The organism is Corynebacterium endometrii (assembly GCF_004795735.1).
GTDB classification, from domain to species: Bacteria; Actinomycetota; Actinomycetes; order Mycobacteriales; family Mycobacteriaceae; genus Corynebacterium; species Corynebacterium endometrii.
Window position 1 is genome coordinate 2,138,191 of sequence record NZ_CP039247.1, and the last position, 19,950, is coordinate 2,158,140.

13 protein-coding genes are annotated in these 19,950 nt (G+C 57.7%); 7 read left to right on the forward strand and 6 right to left on the reverse strand.

The window, feature by feature from the left end:
- Positions 1 to 390 precede the first annotated feature (390 nt).
- Positions 391 to 1,872, reverse strand: a complete 1,482-nt coding sequence (locus CENDO_RS09685) for an ATP-binding protein (RefSeq protein ID WP_425456177.1) — start codon at positions 1,870 to 1,872, stop codon at positions 391 to 393.
- 152 nt (positions 1,873 to 2,024) lie between these two features.
- Here CENDO_RS09685 and CENDO_RS11240 point away from each other — a divergent pair, with 152 nt between their 5' ends.
- Positions 2,025 to 2,249 carry a hypothetical protein gene (locus tag CENDO_RS11240; protein WP_210726535.1) on the forward strand — a complete coding sequence of 75 codons (225 nt, stop codon included), beginning with the start codon at positions 2,025 to 2,027 and terminating at the stop codon, positions 2,247 to 2,249.
- 198 nt (positions 2,250 to 2,447) lie between these two features.
- Positions 2,448 to 3,548, forward strand: a complete 1,101-nt coding sequence (gene istA, locus CENDO_RS09695) for an IS21 family transposase (RefSeq protein ID WP_246014476.1) — start codon at positions 2,448 to 2,450, stop codon at positions 3,546 to 3,548.
- Here the strand turns inward: istA and CENDO_RS09700 are convergent.
- Positions 3,543 to 4,877, reverse strand: coding sequence for an IS256 family transposase (locus tag CENDO_RS09700; protein ID WP_210726520.1), 1,335 nt, complete (start codon positions 4,875 to 4,877; stop codon positions 3,543 to 3,545). The genes istA and CENDO_RS09700 overlap by 6 nt on opposite strands.
- Positions 4,878 to 5,097: 220 nt before the next feature.
- On the opposite strand from CENDO_RS09700, the gene istB reads away from it, so the two are divergent.
- Both istB and lysX read left to right on the forward strand, forming a co-directional pair.
- Complete coding sequence (gene istB, locus CENDO_RS09705) at positions 5,098 to 5,895, forward strand: IS21-like element helper ATPase IstB (RefSeq protein ID WP_136141836.1); 798 nt, start codon at positions 5,098 to 5,100, stop codon at positions 5,893 to 5,895.
- Positions 5,896 to 6,076: 181 nt separating this feature from the next.
- Positions 6,077 to 9,406, forward strand: coding sequence for a bifunctional lysylphosphatidylglycerol synthetase/lysine--tRNA ligase LysX (lysX, locus tag CENDO_RS09710; RefSeq protein WP_136141837.1), 3,330 nt, complete (start codon positions 6,077 to 6,079; stop codon positions 9,404 to 9,406).
- 79 nt (positions 9,407 to 9,485) lie between these two features.
- On the opposite strand, the gene CENDO_RS09715 is transcribed toward lysX, so the two are convergent.
- The 3 genes from CENDO_RS09715 to CENDO_RS09725 form a co-directional block, all read right to left on the reverse strand.
- Entirely contained in the window at positions 9,486 to 10,169 is a 684-nt protein-coding gene (locus CENDO_RS09715) for an alpha/beta hydrolase (protein WP_136141838.1), read from the reverse strand.
- A complete protein-coding gene (locus tag CENDO_RS09720; RefSeq protein WP_136141839.1) occupies positions 10,166 to 10,897 on the reverse strand; it encodes a DUF998 domain-containing protein in 732 nt (243 codons plus the stop codon). Before CENDO_RS09720 ends, CENDO_RS09715 begins: the two co-directional genes overlap by 4 nt.
- Positions 10,898 to 11,431: 534 nt before the next feature.
- A complete protein-coding gene (locus tag CENDO_RS09725) occupies positions 11,432 to 14,215 on the reverse strand; it encodes an ATP-dependent Clp protease ATP-binding subunit (RefSeq protein WP_136141840.1) in 2,784 nt (927 codons plus the stop codon).
- 458 nt (positions 14,216 to 14,673) lie between these two features.
- On the opposite strand from CENDO_RS09725, the gene CENDO_RS09730 reads away from it, so the two are divergent.
- Both CENDO_RS09730 and CENDO_RS09735 read left to right on the forward strand, forming a co-directional pair.
- The gene (locus CENDO_RS09730; protein ID WP_136141841.1) at positions 14,674 to 15,390 is read left to right on the forward strand and encodes a hypothetical protein; all 717 of its coding nucleotides are present in this window, start codon (positions 14,674 to 14,676) and stop codon (positions 15,388 to 15,390) included.
- A 138-nt stretch (positions 15,391 to 15,528) separates the two neighbouring features.
- Entirely contained in the window at positions 15,529 to 17,088 is a 1,560-nt protein-coding gene (locus tag CENDO_RS09735; RefSeq protein ID WP_168707200.1) for a serine/threonine-protein kinase, read from the forward strand.
- Here the strand turns inward: CENDO_RS09735 and CENDO_RS09740 are convergent.
- The gene (locus CENDO_RS09740; protein ID WP_136141843.1) at positions 17,085 to 17,897 is read right to left on the reverse strand and encodes a hypothetical protein; all 813 of its coding nucleotides are present in this window, start codon (positions 17,895 to 17,897) and stop codon (positions 17,085 to 17,087) included. The genes CENDO_RS09735 and CENDO_RS09740 overlap by 4 nt on opposite strands.
- Positions 17,898 to 18,108: 211 nt before the next feature.
- On the opposite strand from CENDO_RS09740, the gene CENDO_RS09745 reads away from it, so the two are divergent.
- On the forward strand, positions 18,109 to 19,914 hold the full coding sequence (locus tag CENDO_RS09745; protein WP_136141844.1) for a hypothetical protein: 1,806 nt from the start codon (positions 18,109 to 18,111) through the stop codon (positions 19,912 to 19,914).
- The last annotated feature ends 36 nt before the right edge of the window (positions 19,915 to 19,950 follow it).

A 19,950-nucleotide genomic window follows, 5' to 3' on the forward strand; every position in this document is an offset into this window, starting at 1 on the left:
ACAGTGAGCGCCGTGCGCGCAGTGTTGTACGGTAGGCGGTGATAGATCCCCGGTCAGGCCTCTTCCCCTCGAGGATAAAGCATAAATGACCGGGGCCTTTCGTTTCTGTAGAGGCGGTTGAAGGACGCCATCACTCGAAGAGCCAGCCGCGCCCACATAGTTGCCCTCAAATTCGAATTCAGCTACCTCATGGCGGCCGCCGAAACACGGGAGCGGGAGTTCACCGCACTTGCGAACATCCCCGGCAATTTCCCTAAGACCGTACTTTCCCGGGAAAAACAATGACTTTAGCCAGCTGGGGGTTGACCACCGCAACCTCATCAACTGGCTCCTTGACTCAAGCTTCCCACTTAACTTCCCACTTAACATAACAATGTGGGAAGTTAAGTGTTAAGTTGAGTGGGAAGTTCTATCGGACCGGATTCGATAACGCTGTTTCGGGCTTCTGGCCGGTTCAGTCCTCTCAGCGAGGCCTTCTTTTATTAGGGAGTTGATGGCTTGCTGTACTGCTGAACGGCTGAGCTTTGTCTGCGCGACAATCTCGGTGGTCGATGCCGATATTGCAGTCTCAAGTCGAGCAAGCACTAGGTCACGCGCAGTACCGTATTCCTCTTGGGGAGCTACTCTGCGGCGATAAAAGGTCACGGTAAAGCTATCTAACCGGTTGGAATAATGAGGTGGAGGCATCAGAGCATCTGTCAAAGCCTTATTCATCGTGTCTATTCCGGTTCCACGATTTTCTGCAACAACTCCTCCACCGGGGAACGAAACATCCTCCAGGAGGGTAGCTATACGTTGATTACGAGTGGAACTAACCCCTGGTTCGCCGAGACTGCGCAGGGTAACACCACCATATAATCCGCCCGGATTAGATATTTCGAGTCGATCAACAAACATGTTGATATGAACTGGACTGCCCAACGATGTTGGCGAGTAGTCGCGGTGCATGAGCGCGTTGACTACAGCCTCCCGTACTGCCACGGGCGGATAGTCCGGTAAATCTCGCCGAAAAGCTCCTTCTATGAGTGCACCGGTACGCATGTTTGCTGATACTGCCTTGATAGCGGCATTCACGATTTCAGGGATACTACCGGTCAAGGTGCGACTATCGAGAAGTCGCTGCCCTTCTGTAATTTCCCCCTTTCTCGTTCCGGGAAAGAGAGCAAATGAAGCCGTAAGTCGTGGATAAAACTCTTGCGGATACTCGCCTAATACGAGAAGTGAGGCCAGAGTTGGATGGTTTTCCCTAAGGATACGGAGGCGTTTAAGTGCGGCATCATTTCCCCCGGAGAAGGTCTTGGGTCGGCGTTCACGCTGCAGGTCTAGGTAGCGTTCCAACTGTTCTGAATCGAGGTCATCAATGGTGGATTCGACCACGGGTTGTTCGTCCCACCGGGGTTGGGTTTTCTCTTCGAGGAGGCGATCAATTTCATACTTGGAGAGATGAACATCTCCATCACCCGTCCGAATATAACTGCCATTGTACTGCCCCTTTACAGTCACATAGCAGGGCTTATCGATGCTCGCTAGTTCCGGCACCTTCGCTACAAGCACAGTGGAACCTTCGAATGGAAGTAGATCAATTATTGGTCGAACGGGCGGGGATAATTGGTCACACCGTGTCTCCAATTGATCTTGCGCCCGCTTCACCTCGAAGTGCGGAACGGGTTGGAAACCATCCTTTTCGCTCAACCCAACGATGATGAGTCCACCGCTACCATTCGAAAATGCACTTAACGTCTCGAGAATATCTTTACCAACGCCACTTTTGACCTCAACGGATTGCTTATCGGTGCCAATTATGCGCAGCCCGCTGACAATCTCATCGATCGATTTTGGAGACATTGCTTCCCTTTCGGCCGCGAGCTTCATATCTAACTTCCCACTTAACATAACACTTAACTTCCCACAGTGTTATGTTAAGTGGGAAGTTGAGTGGGAAGTTGGAATAAGCCTTCTCGAAAAAGCCATTTTTAAGTAGATAAACCAGGCTTTCTACAACCGCATGACCTGTTCGGATGGTCATGACTTTTACGGAAGATGAAGAAGCCATGGCTGTTGTCATTCGGGAGAAAGAGCCCATTGGTGAGAACTTTGAGCTAGGCTGCCACATCGCCTGGAATCAGCCGATGTTTACCCATCATGACACGTTCATCATTGGGTTTAGCCACGCGAAAAAGCACATGGCCGCGGCATCGAACAATTCACGAACGAGTTCGCCAAGCACGGTATCTCCCACGGGACAATAATGTTCCTCCTGCCCTGGGATAAACCAGTGCCCTATGACCTGCTCCAGGAGATCATCGAATTCAACATTGCCGATAAGAAGGAGGTAACCACCTTCTGGCGAAAGTAGGTGCTGGTACCTGTCAGCGACGGTTAAAAAGTAGCCCAAAAACGACGGTTGAAAAGTAGCCCATCCGAGAACAATTGGATGGGTGATTTCCATGGATGATTGGGCGCAGATCAGAATCTTGCGCAATGAAGGTATGTCGATTCGTAAGATTGCCAGCACCGTTGGCTGCGCGAAGAAAACCGTCGAGCGGGCTTTAGCTTCGAATACTCCGCCTTCCTATAAGCAGCGTGTTCCTCGAAAGACAGCGTTTGATGAGTTTGAACTTGATGTACGCGCTGTGCTTGATGATGTACCGGATCTACCGGCTACGGTGCTAGCTCAACGAGTCGGTTGGACAGGGTCTATGTCTTGGTTTAGGGAAAATGTTCGCCGTATCCGGCCTGAATACATGCCAAAAGACCCGGTTGATGTGTTGGATCATAAGGCTGGTCAGCAGATTCAATGCGATCTCATGTTCCCGGATGACGGAATCACCAATGATATGGGCGTGCCAGCAAAGTTTCCGGTGTTGGTGATGGTCTCGTCTTATTCACGGTTTATGGCAGCATGCGTGCTGCCGACTAAGACCACGGGCGATTTGGTATCTGGGATGTGGATGCTGCTCCACGATCGTTTCCAAGTCGTGCCCCAGCACCTTTTATGGGATCACGAGTCGGGTATTGGGAACAAAAGGCTGGTGGATCAAGTCGTTGGTTTTTCTGGCACGTTAGGACTTAGAGTCCGCCAAGCACCGCCACGAGATCCCGAAACCAAGGGCATTGTTGAACGCCATAACGAGTACCTGCAGACTTCATTCTTTCCGGGACGGCGGTTTACCGATCCCATCGATGCCCAAGCTCAGTTGGATTCCTGGATTGATAGCATTGCTAATAAGCGTATCCACGCCACGTTGAAACAACGCCCAGTAGATCGGTGGGCAGCCGATAAGGAAGCGATGTCTGCCCTGCCGCCCTATGCGCCGCAGACTGGGCTTCGGCGCCAAGTGCGCTTGCCAAGGAACTACTATGTGTCTGTTGACTCCAACCGTTATTCGGTATCACCTGCAGCAATCGGAAAAATTGTGACTATTTTCGTTGAGCTTCATAGGGTCGTCATCACCGATAGCGCTGGAGTTATTGTTGCCGATCACCGGCGGGTGTGGGGTAAAAACGAGCGTGTCAAGTTGTTTGTGTGTGGGGTTGATTTCTTATAGATATAGGTCGAAGCGCTCGGGGTAGGCTACAGCCATTTGGTTGATGGCTTGTTTCCAGCCAGCAACTCGTGCGCCTTCAACGAGCCTGCCGGCGGTTGCTGAGGCGCGTTTTCCTTCTTTATCGCGACGAGCAGCGCGTTTGTCTTCAATGTTGCAGATCATCAACCACAGCGTCTTCAGCGCTGATTCATCGTTAGTAAACTGCACCCTGTTACGGGTGGCTTTACGCAACTCGTTGTTCAACGATTCGATGGAATTAGTCGTATAGATGACTTTCCTGGCTGCCGGCGGGAACTGCAAAAACGGCACAAACCGCTCCCACGCGTCCTGCCAGACCTTGACTGACCTTGGGTATTTCTCGCCAAGCTCAGAGGCCTCAAAATCTGCCAAGGCTGCAGCAGCACTGGATTCATCTGGGGCAGTGTAGACCTTTTTGAGCGCGGCTGATACTGCTTTGCGGTCACCGTAGGACACCCAGCGGTTAGCAGCCCGAATCAGATGCACTACACAGGTTTGAACCATTGAGCCTGGCCAGGTTGCCTCAATAGCCTCAGGCAGGCCTTTAAGCCCGTCACAGCAGACGATAAACACATCACGTACGCCGCGGTTAGCAAGGTTGGAGCATACCTGCGCCCACAACGATGCGCCTTCTTCTTTGGCAATCCACAAGCCCAGAATATGCTTAACACCGTCGATGTCCACCCCGATGGCCATGTAGGCGGATTTGTTGACCACTCGGCCGCCGTCACGGACTTTAATGCGTAGCGCATCGAGGAAGATGACGGGGTAGAACTCGTCAAGCTGGCGGTTTTGCCAGATCATGACCTCGTCAAGCACAGCGTCGGTGATTGCGGAGATGGTTTCATGAGAAATATCGACTCGCATCGCAGTGGCCAGGTGATGCTGGATATCGCGGATGGTCATTCCGCCAGCATACAGGCTAACGATCATGTCATCGACGTCTGTTAAACGCCTGGATCCTTTAGGGACCATGGTTGGGATATAGGTCCCGGCCCTGTCCCTGGGGATATCTACGGTGACCGGCCCGTAGTTAGAATCAACAGTCTTTGGATACGAGCCGTTGCGGTAATTGTCCGTACCAGCAGCGGCTTTACCATCCCGGTCACCAGCCTGGTATCCCAGGTGAGCGTCCATCTCGGCTTCCAACCCCCGCGTGATAGAAGCTTGCAACATGCCTCTGACTAGGTCATTGGCATCCGTAGTGGAGGTTCCAAGCTGATCAATAAGCTTGGCGATCTCGGGGTTGGCTAAAAGCTTTTTCTCAATCGCGTCAATCTTGGCCTTATCAGCCGGATCTCGTCGTGCCATAGTTGTCATTCTGGCTCATCTCCTTATGCGGGATAGATTCCCACACACAAACCATCTGACACTCTCGTAAAAACGTCACAGTAACCGATCCTGACCATCAACGCTTGGCTAAACAGATGCGTCAAAGCTTGGCAGCGCCGAAACCACGAGCGTGCGATATTGCTGTTGAAGCTGCTGACTTGAGTATCTACGACAAGATTGCAGGATGGGAGCAGTCAGCATGACGACTAAAGATCATCGCCAGATTGATTCTGAGTTAGCCCACATTTCCAAGGTGTTAAAAGCTCCTCGTATTCGCGCTACCTATTTCGAAACCGCCGAACAAGCTCGTGAAGATGGGTGGAGCTTTGAAGAGTACTTAGCTGCGGTGTTATCAGTTGAAGCTTCTGCCCGACAAGAATCCGGAGCCAATGCACGAATCAAGCGAGCAGGGTTTCCCCAGGTGAAGACGATTGAAGAATTCGATTTCACCATCCAGCCCAGCATCGACCGGGCAAAAATTGCGCGCCTAGAAACCTCAGCATGGATAAGCCAAGCAAGCAATGTCATTTTCCTCGGCCCACCTGGTACCGGCAAGACCCACTTAGCAATTGGACTAGGAGTAATCGCTGCCAGGCAAGGCTACAGGGTTTTGTTTGACACCGCTGCTGGCTGGGTGCAGAAACTTACCCAGGCGCATGACCAGGGGGAACTGCCAAAACTGCTGACCAAGCTGGGGCGCTACGATCTTCTTGTCGTCGATGAAGTCGGATACATTCCCATCGAGGCTGAAGCGGCCAACCTGTTTTTTCAATTGGTATCAACCAGGTATGAAAAAGCGTCGCTGATTATGACTTCGAATCTGCCGTTTTCGCGATGGGGTGAATGCTTCGGTGACCAAACAATCGCCGCAGCCATGATCGACCGCGTAGTCCACCACGCAGAGATTCTCACACACAAGGGAACCAGTTACCGCATCAACGGGCACGAAGATATCCTGCCTTCGGTAAACGCAGAACGCGGCAAAGCACTAAAGTAAACCACAAGCACAATTGGGCTACTTTTCCACCGTCAGAAGTGGGCTACTTTTCGACCGTCGCTGACAGGTACCTGTGGGTTTGTACTCCTCGGTCTGGTCTAGGCCATGCTGCTCCGTGGGCCGCGACTGTCTCCCGGTCACCCTAGGCGGTGCACAAGGCCGGGAACTATAATTGAAAACTATGTTGAATAAGACAACGTCAACGGCTACTAATTCCGTAACCAGCACGGTTGATTCCCCCTCCGGCACAGCTCATTCGGCAACCGGCACGGCCCGGGCGCGGGGGCGTGTATCCACACCAAAGTCGCGGTGGGCAGCCGGTGTTATCACATGGACGGTACAATTAGCGGCTCTGTGCCTCATTATCGGCCTGCTCCTGCGGCCGGTGGCACCCACCTTCGTGGCAGATGTTTCAGCGCTCTTTGCCTTCTTCAGCCTCCCCAGCTTCCCCACACTGTTGACCACCGCTTATACCGTGGTGGTGGCCTCAGGAATCCTGCGCGGGCATCGCGGGGCACTGCTGCTTTACCTGCTCACGCTGCAAGTACCGTCAATAATCTCCGGCGTGCTTACCCCCGTGCTGTGGTGGGAACCGGGGTATACCTCCGATCCGTGGCTCATCGCGTGGACAATCGTGCCATTCGTCTTCGCGGTATTCTTCTTCGTCATAGGGCTCATCGCCCTGCCGGAATTCCCGGCGCGCATCCACGGTCAATGGCTCATCGCGCTTGCCATCCTACTGGGTTCATTACTGGTCTCAGCGGTGGCGACATGGCTACTCATTACTACGTTTGTGCATGTCAACGGCAAAGACGTCATTGATTCTGCGCTCGCAATCGCCTTTGGTGTCTCCGAGAGGCAAGCGCAGGTGGGCCAGTCGCTCATTCCGGGCTGGATCCAGATTGTTGGTGAAGTAATCTCCGCTGTTGGTTTCATCGTGGCGCTCGCCGCTCTGCTGCGGTCGCGCCGCGTGCAGGCCACCACCCCGGCAGAACACATGTTGATTAGGCGGTTGTTGTTGCAGCCGGCGTCGGAAGATTCGTTGGGCTACTTTGCCACTAACTATGACCGCAACGCCGTAGCCAGCCCGGATGGCAAGGCCGCGGTGACCTACCGGGTCGTGGACGGCGTGGCACTCGCGGCCGGGGACCCCATAGGTGAGAAACAATCCTGGCCACAAGCCATCGCCGCCTGGCGCGAACACGCCCGCACCCACGGATGGATTATGGGCGCTGCCTCTGTGTCCGAGGAAGGTGCGCGCGCCTACGCCGAGAGCGGCATGCGCGTGATCAGCCTAGGCGATGAAGCCGTTATCGCCACGGACACGTTCCGGCTCAAAGAACTCGCCGATGTACGCCACGCCATCGCCGGGCCCAAACGCGCCGGCTATACCGTTGAGGTCCGCCGCCAAGCCGCCATCCCGCCGGCAGAACTGCAGGAGTTGGCCGCTCTGGCCAACCGGTGGCGCCGCGGCAGCGAACGCGGCTTCACCATGGCCTCAGGCCGCGTGGGCGATCCGCGCGACCAGCGCACCGTCCTGGTAGTAGCCCGGGATGCGGACGGCACACCCCAAGGCCTGCTGTCCTTCGTCCCGTGGGGGCGGGCCGGCCTGTCCCTCGACGTAATGCGCCGCTCCCCGCACGCCCACGGCGGCGTCACCGAGCTGATGGTGGCGGAACTCGCCACCCAAGCCGGCAACCTCGGCGTGGCCCAGTTCTCCCTCAACTTTGTCCCCGCCCGTGACGCCTTCTCCCGCGGAGACCGCGTGGACGCCACCCCATGGCAGCGGCTAATGATCAAGCTACTGACCTTTACCTCCCGCTGGTGGCAAATCCGCTCCCTGTACGTCTCTAACCTGAAGTACCAACCCAGATGGCAGCCACGCTACCTGTGCTTTGACTCGGGCTTCTTTGCCACCCGCGTCATCATGTCCTTCGCCGCCGCCGAGGGCTTCCTGCCGGATTTCTCCCCCGAACCACAGCCCGTAGGCGACCCAGCAGAAATCAACGCGCTCGAAGCCGAACTGCTCGCTCGCGCCCCTGAGCCACCGCGCCTGCCGGAACCCCGCCGGGCACGGCTGCGATCCCACGATGCGGCCACGCATGCCGGGGTGGTCACGTACCCGCCGAGCGTGCCGCGCACGCTGAGCATCCGCGACTTGGGACACAGGGACGAGCCGACTGGTGAGTTCTCCATCACCGGCCGTATTCTGCGGCTGCGCCGGCAGGGTGGGGTAATTTTCGCCGACGTTGCCGAGCAGCACCACCAGGTGCAGGTGCTCTGCGAGCGCTCAGCGATGGCAGATGCAGGCCCGGGGAGCTTCGAAGCTTTCCGACGTCACGCCACCCGCGGCGATATCATCTCGATTACCGGACACATGGGGGCTTCCCGCACCGGTACCCCATCCGTGGTAGCGAGCAGCTGGGCGATGGCCGCGAAATCCTTGGTACCGCTGCCTAAGGCACCGCTAACACACCCACACCAACGGGCGAAGTTCCGCCACATCGATTTTGCGCTTAACTCCACCTCCTATCACCTTTTTGAGGCGCGCGCGAAGGCCGTGGCGGCCGTGCGCCAGGAGCTATACTCCCAGGATTATTTGGAGGCCGAGACGCCGATTCTGCAGACCATTCACGGTGGCGCGAATGCCCGTCCGTTTAACACCCACATCCGCGCCTATGACCAGGATTTATACCTGCGCATTGCCCCAGAGCTCTACCTCAAGCGCTTGGTGGTGGGCGGATTCCCACGCGTGTTTGAGATTGGCCGGAACTTCCGCAATGAAGGCGTGGACGCTACCCACAATCCTGAGTTCACCGCGCTAGAGGCCTACGAGGCCTACGGCGACTGGGACACTATGCGCGAGCTGACCCAAAAGCTCATCACCGTCGCCGCACGCGCGATCCACGGCACCGCCACCTTTACCGTGCCGGGGTTGGATGGAAAGCCGGTGACCTTGGATTTGGAACAGCCGTGGCCGGTCGTGCCCGTCTATGAGGCCGTGTCCAAGGCCGTGGGTGAGACCATTTCCCCGGACCGGCCGCTGGCAGACTATGCCCACATTGCTGCACGTTTTGGCATCGACGCAGCCAACACCGGCGATTTAGTCACTGAGCTCTACGATGAGCTGGTGGAATCCACCACTGTCTTCCCTACCTTCTATACCCACTTCCCGGTGGAAACCTCACCGCTGACCATGGCGGATCCGCAGCAGCCGCTGGTGGCCCAGCGCTGGGATTTGGTGGGCCTGGGCATGGAGCTAGGCACCGCTTATACGGAGCTGGCTGACCCGATTGAGCAGCGCAAGCGCCTTACCGAGCAATCCCTTTTGGCCGCCGGCGGGGATCCTGAGGCGATGGAAATCGACGATGCCTTTCTAGACGCCCTGGCCTTCGGCATGCCGCCGACGGGCGGGCTAGGCATCGGCGTGGATCGCCTCATCATGTTTTTGACAGGCACCCAGATTCGCGACGTGCTGGCCTTCCCGTTCGTCAAGCCGGATAACGCCTAGCCGGATAACGCGTGGCCGGCCGGGCGGCGTAGCCCCAGCGGCGCAGAGCCGGCAGGCCCCGACCTTGTGGCGGAGGGATTTAGCCGGCCGCGTGGAGGCAGTGCCAGGCCGTCCACTCGGGCGCGGTCATCGGAAAGTGGTGACCGTGCCCCATGATAAGCTCCACACTCGCGCCCAGCTCGGCACCTAAGTGGCGTTGCTCGGCCACGAAATCCGAGGAATCATCATTGCCCGCCCCGACCAGCACGCGGGTGTATACATCGACTGGGACACCGGCACGCTGCCAGGCATCACGCACGCGGCGCTGCCGGGCCGCGATTGAGGCATTCTCCGCCAGAATCCGGTTGACGTCCTCCCCGGTGACGGTGACCGGCACGCCGAAACTCACCCGGGCCGCCACCGTGGCCGCAGGCGATAAAGCCCCAGCCAACCAGCCCGGCACGTGCGAGGGCGGGCGGGATACCCCGAAGACAACGTCGGGATGAAAGGGCGAGGTGGCGTCGGCAAGAATGAGCCGGTGTACCCGCAGCCCGTTGAGCACCGCATCGAGGGCTACCAACCCGCCCAACGAGTGGGCAAAGATATCGACCGGCCCGTCCGGTACCAGCTCCTCGAGATACGCACGCACCTGCGCGGCCGACGCAGCCAGCGGCACCTTCCGCGGTGAATACGCCACCGCGCCCCCATCGCCGGCTAGCACATCCCGCAGGCTATCGTACGCCTGGGGCGGGCACGCCAGGCCCGGAATGATCACCCACGTCATGACGCACGCCCACCTGCTGTGCGACTAGGCGAACTCAATATGAAACCGCTCAGTCCAATGAGCACGGCCGCCAGGAAAGTCTGCACGCGCTGGCCCAGCCCAAACAAGCGTTGGATCTCAATCTGGTACATCAACACCGCCGTGGTCACGATGAATAGAACCCCTGCTGCCGCGGCCACTGCACGCACAACCCCCGTCCGGGCGCCTTCTACCCCACGGACCCAGCGCATACGCCGGATAAACCACAAGATTGCCCCCACCGCCAACACTGCCTGGAATGTGCCCGCCAGCGAGGAACTAATGTCATGCCGGGTCAATTCCTCAGCCACCGGGCAATGGGGCAAAGACTCCGCACAACGCATGGGGCTGAAAGAATCAAACACCGTTGCGGCGGCTGAACCCACCACGCCCACGGCCGCAATCCACTGCACCCAGCTCCAACGCCGTGCCCCGGCATGCACGCCCCGGGCCCCACGGGCGGCGCGATAGAGCACAACTGCGCCCACGAAAACCAGCGCGGAGGAAGCCAAATCCGTTGCCACAAACAGCGGCCGCACCGGGCTGGCTTGCGAGGTGTACTCGGACAGGTAAGACACTGTGGGGTCAAGCGGAAACCCTAGTAGGGCCTCGGTAATAAATGAGGCATAGAAAATTCCTGCCAGCACCATCAGTACCCGGCTGAGGCGGGCCTGGCGCTTCAGCCGGTCCCGCGGCTGAGTTGTAGTCATAGCTAGACTCTAGTCCCAGCGCGAAACACCCAGCAATAATCAAGGAACTTCCATCCACGTACACAGCCACGTGGTAACTGCCTTTTAGCACGTTGCCATGCGAGGCCTAATTCTGAACCGCGCTGCCCCGAGATGTAGTGCTTCTTACCCACACGTCAGCGAGTACAGTGTCACGCCCGGGGTGGGCCGCAGGGTACTTCACCCGACACTTTCCGGATTTAGGGACAGTTTTCACCGGTCGGCGAGCGCTGTCAGCGTCGGGTCATCGCTGGTGGGTTGTTGGCGCAAGAACTGCGCGCTAGAAGCGAGATGCCGAGACGAGATGGGACGGGGATAGACGGCACGACTGCGGGACGAGGGCCTGGAAGGTTGGCAGTGGGACGGGGATAGACTGCATGAGTGCGGGACGGGTTGTTGGGATGCTAGCGGGATGGGTTGTTGGGATGGTGGTAATAGGCATGAGAAAAAGGGCTGTGCCCGGTGGGTCCGTTGAAGGGACTTACCGGGCACAGCCCTTGTTAGTGCTCGTAATGCTTAGAGCGGCTGGCCGGCGCCGGCAGGGCCGGCGGCGGGGCCGTTCGGGTTATCATCATCCGGCGCCTGAGTACGTGGGGTATCCGGGGTCAGGGTATCGCCCGGCTCATCGTCGACAGGGTCGCCCACTGGCTCGCCACCGGCGGGACCGTCAGAATCCTCACCCGGCTCGGCTGGGCCCTCAGTCTCCTCAACTTCGCGCACCTCGGCATCGTCCAGCTCCTCATCGAAGATGCCCTCCGGCAAAGGACGTGGGCGCGGGGTGAAGGTGAACGTTGCGTTTTCGTGGTCCTTGGACTCGCCATCCCAGTTCTCCACGTCAACGGTGACAATCTCGCCGGCGCCAAGCTCGCCGAAGAGAATCTTCTCAGACATGACGTCCTCGATCTCGCGCTGAATGGTCCGGCGCAGCGGGCGTGCACCCAGCACCGGATCGAAGCCACGCTTAGCCAGCAGGTCCTTGGCCTTCTGGGTCAGCTCGATGCCCATATCCTGAGCCGCCAGGGCCTTCTCGACCCGGCCAACGAGCAGCTCGACCATCTGAACGATCTGTTCCTGGGTGAGCTGATGGAAGACCACGATCTCATCGATACGGTTGAGGAACTCGGGGCGGAAGTGCTTCTTGAGCTCATCATGGACCTTGTTCTTCATGCGGTCATACTGAGCATCGGTGTCAGTCTCAGAGGAACCGGAGAAGCCCAAGCCCACGGCCTTGGAAATGTCTTGGGTACCAAGGTTGGAGGTGAAGATAAGAACGGTGTTCTTAAAGTCCACGATGCGGCCCTGGCCATCGGTCAGGCGGCCGTCCTCCAGCACCTGCAGCAAGGTGTTGTAGATCTCCTTGTGTGCCTTCTCAATCTCATCGAAGAGCACTACGGAAAATGGCTTGCGGCGGACCTTCTCGGTGAGCTGGCCGCCCTCTTCGTAGCCAACGTATCCCGGAGGGGCGCCGAAGAGGCGGGACGCGGTGAAGCGGTCATGGAACTCACCCATATCGATCTGGATGAGGTCATCATCGGAGCCGAACAGGAAGTTAGCCAGCGCCTTGGACAGCTCCGTCTTACCAACACCTGATGGGCCGGCGAAGATGAAGGAGCCGGACGGGCGGCGTGGATCCTTCAGGCCCGCACGGGTGCGGCGAATAGCACGGGATACCGCCTTGACGGCTTCTTCCTGGCCGATGATGCGCTTGTGCAGCTCATCTTCCATGTGCAGCAGACGGTTGGATTCCTTCTCAGTGAGCTTGAGAACCGGGATGCCGGTCCAGTGCGCAAGGACCTCAGCAATCTGATCCTCGCCCACCTCGGCGATGTCCTCTAGCTCACCGTTTCGCCACTGCTTTTCCTTCTCGGCACGCTCCTCACCCAGCTTGCGCTCCTTATCGCGCAAGCCGGCTGCCTTCTCGAAGTCTTGCGCGTCAATCGCGGCTTCCTTCTCACGGCGAACCTCGGCTATGCGGTCATCAACCTCACGCAGGCCCTCTGGCGCGGTCATGCGCTTGATACGCATGCGGGCGCCGGCCTCATCGAGCAGGTCAACGGCCTTATCCGGCAGGAAGCGGTCATTGATGTAGCGGTCAGACAGGGAGGCCGCAGCCTTTAGCGCCTCATCCGTGTAGGACACGCGGTGGTGCGCCTCATACTTGTCACGCAGGCCCTTGAGGATCAGGATGGTGTCCTCCATGGAAGGCTCTTCCACCTTGACCGGCTGGAAACGACGCTCCAGCGCGGCGTCCTTCTCAATGTGCTTGCGGTACTCATCCAGGGTGGTTGCACCAATGGTCTGCAGCTCACCACGGGCCAGCTTTGGCTTTAGCAGGGAGGCCGCGTCGATTGCGCCCTCGGCGGCACCCGCACCAACGAGGGTGTGAATCTCATCGATGAACAGGATGATGTCACCGCGCTGGTTAATCTCCTTGAGCACCTTCTTCAGGCGCTCCTCGAAATCACCGCGGTAACGGGAACCCGCTACCAGGGAGCCCAGGTCCAAGGAGTAGACCTGCTTATCCTTCAGGGTCTCCGGCACCTTGCCGTTAACAATGTCGAGGGCCAGGCCCTCAACAACGGCTGTCTTACCAACGCCCGGCTCGCCGATGAGCACCGGGTTGTTCTTGGTGCGGCGGGATAGGACCTGCATGATGCGCTCAATCTCAGACTCGCGGCCCACAACCGGGTCCAGCTTGCCCTCCTTGGCGGCCTGGGTCAGGTTCCGGCCAAACTGGTCAAGAACCAGGGAGTTGGAGCGCTCGCCGGGGCCACCCTGGCCCCCGCGGCCGCCCTGTGCGGCACCGGCGCCCACCGGACCGGCACCCTTGCGGCCGGAATCGCCGCCCTCTTGCTGATTGCCCTCATAACCGGACAGCAGTTGGATAACCTGCTGGCGAACGCGCGGCAGGTCCGCACCAAGCTTGGTCAGTACCTGTGCGGCTACGCCCTCACCCTCGCGGATAAGGCCCAGCAGGAGGAACTCGGTTCCGATGTACTTGTGCCCCATCTGCAGGCCCTCACGCAGGGAAAGCTCTAGAACCTTCTTAGCGCGCGGGGTAAAAGGAATATGACCGGTTGGCGGCTGAGTGCCCTTACCGATGATCTCCTCGACCTCGGTGCGCACGTCATCCAGGGAAATGCCCATGGACTCTAGGGCCTTGGCAGCCACGCCCTCACCCTCGTGGATAAGACCAAGCAGAATGTGCTCAGTGCCAATGTAATTGTGGTTGAGCATGCGTGCTTCTTCCTGCGCCAGCACAATGACGCGGCGAGCACGGTCCGTAAACCTCTCGAACATAGCTGTACCCCTTATAAGCGAATTTGTGGCTAAGTTGTCACCCACTCTAACGCGCGGCCCCCTCCCCTCATTCACCGTTTCCCCAACCCCACCAACTAAACGCGCCCTTTTCGCAGTTCAGAGCACTGTACGCCGGTAGCGAACAGCCTGTAATAGAAGGCGGTTCCCCATCCAAATTCCCCTTGAACTTAGCTCCGCCCAACTCAAGCTTGCGCTCTCCCCGACGGAAGCATCCTGCGGCACCACTAGACTGTAACGCCATAATGCAATAGCACCATGGCGTTAACCGTCCATAAAACCGTCAGAGTTGCGCCAGCACGGATGGATGGGGCCTTTCCCCATTACAGGGGAAAGATTCACCAGCCCTATGCTATATATTATTGAAGATTGAAAAGCGCTAGCAGTTCTATTTCCTCTGCTCGCGAGACCTACGATTGCTTTCCAAGGAGACTTTCCTCATGCGCAGCTCAGTACGCCTCACCGCACTTGCAGCGGTTGCAAGCACCGCAATTACCCTGGCTGCTTGTTCTTCCGATGAGGCAGCAGAGGAGCCGGTATTTTCCGCTCCTTCCACCAGTGCGGCCGCCACTACTGAAGCCACCACTACTGCCTCTGAGGAAACCACCGCCGAGGAGACTGAGGAAACGGGCTCTTCCACTGAGTCCACGGACGCTGAGGAGTCCACCTCTCCTGACGGGAAAACCCTCCGCAATGACAACGGTACTTTCCGCATCACTAAGCAAGCCCCAGGCCCAGGTGCTGTAGAGGTCATTGACGCCCGCTACCGTGACATCGATGAAACCGGCTTTTCCGCCTTGAATGTATCTGTGGACGCCGAGGGTTTCAACGGCATCATGCAGGTTCCTTTAGGAAAAGAGATTTACCTCTGGATTGGCGCCAGCGGCCTTGGTGATCCAGAGGACTACCTCGAAGATGACTTCGCGCGCGTCACTATCACCGCGGTAGACGGTGAGGGCCAGGTAGTGCTGGACTCCGATAACGACGTGGAACTCGAATACGATTCCAGGCACCCCAGCGATTCTGAGTTCTTGGGTTACGGCATTAGAAACACCATTCTCTTCCCTTCGGCCGGTGACTTTACTATGAGGGTTGAAATTGAGCAGCCCGGCTACGAGAAGTTCATCATCGAGCAGCCCATCAAGGTAGTTGCCTGATTCTTCGCGTCACTCCGGGTGGCTTAGAAACTCTCCGAATCCCGCATGGTGAGCAATTTTCGCTTTACGTGCGGGATTTCGCGTTAACAGCGCTACACTTTTATGCGAGTAAATTGACCCCAAAACTGAATGGACCCCATGAGCCCACAGGATATGACCAAAAAAGCGCTCAATCAGTTCACTGAGGACCTGATTGACCTCGGATATTCCAATATTCGCATGATCGGTCAAGGCGGCATGGGCACGGTGTTCTATGCACGCAAGGATTCACTAGGGCGTGATACCGCAATCAAAGTGGTCTCCCCTGAGCGAGTGTCCAACGAATACATCCTGGGCCGCTTTAACACGGAAATGCGCACCATGGCAGGGCTGGACCACCCGGCTATTGTGCCCATTTATGACGGCGGCGTGTCCCAGTCCGGCGTCCCGTACTTCGTCATGAAGTTCGTCAAGGGAACCAACCTTGAGGACATTATTTCCGCGCGCAGGTTCTCAAACCATAAGTTCAGCGTGGATGAGGTGGCCTACTACCTCCGCCCCATTGCGAGCGCCTTGGATTACCTAGCCGCCCTACCCAATCCTGTGGTTCACCGTGATATCAAGCCAGCCAATATCCTGGTCCCCGCCATGGATCCGCAGTCCGCTGCCACCCAAACGGCAAGCCCCACCCTGCTGACGGACTTTGGCGTGGCTATCAATGATGAGGCGACCCGCATGACCAGCGTGGGAATGCGCGTGGGCACAGATGCCTACCTGGCACCGGAACTCTACGTCACCAAATTCAATGCCTCCTCGTCAAAGCTGCCGGAACCAACGGCCGCCAGTGACCAGTATTCTTTGGCGCTCGTAGCCTTTGAGATGCTGACGCTGGTCAAGCTGCGCAATGTAGTCACCGACCAGCAGTGGGCCACAAACCGCCCAGTGCCCAAGGTCAAAAATGCTGACCTGAATCAGCTCAATGGCCCTCACGCCAGGGCCATTTCCAAGGTTATTTCCCGCGGGTTGCACCTCAATCCGGAATGGCGTCACGACTCAGCCGGCCAATTCATTGATGAACTGGTTGCTGCCGCGCATTCACAGACCTCCGCCCCAGCCGCACCCCTAGCACCTGCACAGCCAACCGCAGTTCAGGGGCCAGCGAACTTCCCGGCGGCGCAGCGCCAACCGGCGGACGAGACGCGTTTAGACCCGTCCCCCGCTCCGGCACCAAGGCCACAGCAACCCTCAAAGTCCCGCAAGGGCCTGATAGCTGCGGCCGCCGCAGCGATAGTCCTTGCCGCTGGCGGCGCCGGTGCTTGGGCGCTGCTTTCTGGGGGCAAAGCCTGGGAGGGAGCTAACGCAGATCTTGCTCAAGCCTTCCCCAAGGTAATTAGTGAGGCCAACGGTGGTACCGGATTCGACGGGCTGGAGTGCGGTGACCGCGCTCCAGAGGCCGGCCAGAAGGCTAAAATTTCCTGTTCAGGTGACAACCTGACCGTGGTCGCCGCCGATTACGGTGACGCCGGTGCGCGTGACGCAATCAGGCCTTCGGAGGGGTTGCAAGAGCTTACCGCGGAAAACTGCTCCGTGAGCGTGGCTCAACTTCCCGGAGATAGGCCAACGTACGGCGTCTATCCGAACGGCAACCTAGACCGCTACGCATTCATCCTGACCGGCCCGGAGGCCGAATCCAGTATGTACAATCTTCCTGTGTGCTAACGCTGGGGGATAAACACCATGAAGTAGCCAGCGTCCGAGCTGCACCCCAAACGCTGGGTTTCGGATTCTGGCCACCCCTCAAGGCGGTGGTAGCGGCAGTTCCATCCATCGATGTCAGCGGCACCACGGTCTGAATACGCGTCAGATTCCTTGTAGCTAGCTAGCACCGCTTTAGCGGTGTCACAGTTAGTCCCGTCCTCAACCGAGTAGATGTAGCCACGGTCGCCGCCTGGGTGAATGTATTCTCCACAGACCACACCAACGTCAGCGTTGCCATTAGCATCCTTTGTTGGAGGGAATGTATCGGAGAAGTATTCGCCACCGTCGTAGGTGAAATAGTGCCCGTCATAGTTCACCGTGACTTTGGTATCTGATTCCGCCTCCACTAGCACATCGCCGAGTTCCACGGACTCCCCGCCCTTCAGCTCGACCATTGGGATGGTTTCTCCACCGTAACGGACGAGTGGACTAAACCCTTCTCCGCTTTCGTAACCTACTGAATTGGAGCGGAAATCACGGCCCCCTACTTCAGGCATGAGTGGCGGGTCATTGAACTCGAAGTCGCAGCTGATATAGGCACCATCGTCAGTCTTTTCTGGCTGAATGAGGCATTCAATTCCAGCTGATTTCACGCCGTAGGATTCAATGTCGGCATCTTCCACGGCAAAGTCTTCAGGATCACGGCCGTCTTTAGCCTTAGTAGATTGGGACGCTTTTGGGCCCGTGGACTCCGCGGTGGAAGTTTCTCCACTGTTAATCGTGGTAAATGGCGCAGCAAGGCTGCTGGAATCCTCTGATTTATCCAACATGCTGCAGCTGGAGACAACCATCGCGCCAGCAAGAATAGGAACTAAGGACGCACGACTAAAAAGCATATTTAGATGATCTCATAGAAGCCGGCCCTAGATAATCAAAATGAGGATCATTCCCCGTCTTCCAGTCGTGACTGTTACTACCAATTAGACTGCAGGTCTTAGAATTGTTTATGTATCCAGAAGGTAGCGAAAGAAAGCCGAGCCCGTGTCTGTATTCCCTCAGTATTTCGAGTCAGCTAAATCCCTTAAATTACTGACTGTACTCAACCGGACTGGATTGTCTACCATTTTCGTGGTTGAGAATCAGTGGACGGGCAAGCAGCTATTTCTCGAGTTGTTTGCCCCTGGTGCCATTACGGACGCAGAGGCCACCGCGGATGAGCTTTCCGGGCTGAAGCACCCATCCATCGCCGCGTACCAGTCTTCAGGTGTAAGCCCCGAGGGCCAATTCTATGTGCTACGCGAGGCTGCGCCCGGCCAGGTACTCGAGCCTTTTTTCAATTCCCCCGCCCCGTGGAACCAGCCACTGCCTCCCCACTCCGCGCATTCCGTGCTAAACAACCTGGCGGACGCGGTCAATTACCTGGATAAGCATGGTCACGGCTACGCCGTAGAAAACGCGTTAAATCCTGCCCAGGTTGCGCTCTCTAGCGACATGGCTAGCGCCCAGATAATCTCTATTACTCCATCCGAGTTGTCCACACAGTCCGCGGCCCCAGCAGACGTTTTTGGTTTTATTGCGTCTAAGCTAGCCCCCGACTTTGATGCCAAGGCCGCCCTGTCAGAAAAGGTCCAGGCATCTAAGCCTGCGCCCGGCGAGCAGGATTACGTTTTTACCTCCGAGGATGCCACCGAACTGTGGACCCCAGAGGATTCCGATGAAGTAGATAGCCCGAGCCCCGAGACCACCGATGCAATCGGCGCTGCGGTTGCTACGTCTGAGGATCCAACCGAGGCGTGGGGTCCTGAAGATGAAATGGAAAACACCACGGAGATTCCTCTCGTCGGAGACGCCGCTCCCGAGGAGGACGATAATAAGGATGAATCCCACGTCCCAGGCGTGGGTGCTGCCGCGGGCCTTGCGGGCGCGGCCAGTGCCGGCGTGGGAGTCGGTGCTGGCGCTGCGGCAGTGTCCGGTAAGGACACCACCGGGGTAAAGCAGGAGGCCAAGGAAGCGTCCGATGTAGCTAAGTCGCCGGCAACCGGGCCGAATAGCGAGGACGCTACCGATGCCTTCCTGGAGAAATCAGGAGAGAAAAACCCGTATAACACCACAGATCTTCGCAATGCCTGGGCAACCCCAGAAGATGCTGATCCAAATTCCAGCGCTTTCCCCGACCACAATCCCTCCTCGGAGGCCACAACGGTAATCCCGCAGTCCCGGCAATCCGAACAATACCCACCGCAGCAGTATCCGCAGCAGCAATACCTACAGCAGCAGTATGAACCGCAAGCCCCACAGGCTTACGCCCCGCTTAGCTATGAGCCCCAGGGCTATGAACCTCAGGACTCCGAGCCTGTAAAGCCAAAGAAAAAGGGCAATAAGGGACTCATCATCACCTGCGTTGTACTTTTGCTCGCTGCGGCCGGCATCGCTGGGGGCACGTTCTGGTACACCAGCCAATATCCTTCATGGAATAGCAATGAGACCAGCCTGGCTAATGCATATAGCGGTCTCGTGAGCGAGCGCGAAAACCAAGAGGGCGCGCTAGGCACCGCGTGCACCTCCCGCCAAGTTAGGCCAGGCCAGCTTGCATTAATCGAGTGCCGAGGCGACAAGGTTAACTACTCTGTTGCATACTTCTCCAGCGTCGAGGAGAAGGAAAAGGCTTTACCTGACGTTGAAAAGGTTGAGCTGTCCGATGGCGGATGCACGATAGAAAGCTACGAACAGGCCAACGCTAATGAGCCAACCTTTCACATGACAGCCCCGGGCACCCAATCCGCTTTCATTGTCTGGGGTCCGGATGCAGAAAGCTCCCGCCTGCAGCTCCCGCTTTGCGCGCAGTAGTTTACGGGTTCGCCCCGGAGACGGCTTAGCGTGAGA

What these genes read in the sequence shown, in the direction of transcription:
- CENDO_RS09730 (WP_136141841.1), top strand. Translation starts at nt 14,674, where the DNA reads ATGCGCAGCTCAGTACGCCTCACCGCACTTGCAGCGGTTGCAAGCACC.
- istA (WP_246014476.1), top strand. Translation starts at nt 2,448, where the DNA reads ATGGATGATTGGGCGCAGATCAGAATCTTGCGCAATGAAGGTATGTCG.
- CENDO_RS11240 (WP_210726535.1), top strand. Translation starts at nt 2,025, where the DNA reads ATGACTTTTACGGAAGATGAAGAAGCCATGGCTGTTGTCATTCGGGAG.
- CENDO_RS09685 (WP_425456177.1), bottom strand. Translation starts at nt 1,872, where the DNA reads ATGAAGCTCGCGGCCGAAAGGGAAGCAATGTCTCCAAAATCGATCGAT.
- CENDO_RS09735 (WP_168707200.1), top strand. Translation starts at nt 15,529, where the DNA reads ATGAGCCCACAGGATATGACCAAAAAAGCGCTCAATCAGTTCACTGAG.
- istB (WP_136141836.1), top strand. Translation starts at nt 5,098, where the DNA reads ATGACGACTAAAGATCATCGCCAGATTGATTCTGAGTTAGCCCACATT.
- CENDO_RS09720 (WP_136141839.1), bottom strand. Translation starts at nt 10,897, where the DNA reads ATGACTACAACTCAGCCGCGGGACCGGCTGAAGCGCCAGGCCCGCCTC.
- CENDO_RS09740 (WP_136141843.1), bottom strand. Translation starts at nt 17,897, where the DNA reads ATGTTGGATAAATCAGAGGATTCCAGCAGCCTTGCTGCGCCATTTACC.
- CENDO_RS09715 (WP_136141838.1), bottom strand. Translation starts at nt 10,169, where the DNA reads ATGACGTGGGTGATCATTCCGGGCCTGGCGTGCCCGCCCCAGGCGTAC.
- CENDO_RS09700 (WP_210726520.1), bottom strand. Translation starts at nt 4,877, where the DNA reads ATGGCACGACGAGATCCGGCTGATAAGGCCAAGATTGACGCGATTGAG.
- CENDO_RS09725 (WP_136141840.1), bottom strand. Translation starts at nt 14,215, where the DNA reads ATGTTCGAGAGGTTTACGGACCGTGCTCGCCGCGTCATTGTGCTGGCG.
- lysX (WP_136141837.1), top strand. Translation starts at nt 6,077, where the DNA reads ATGTTGAATAAGACAACGTCAACGGCTACTAATTCCGTAACCAGCACG.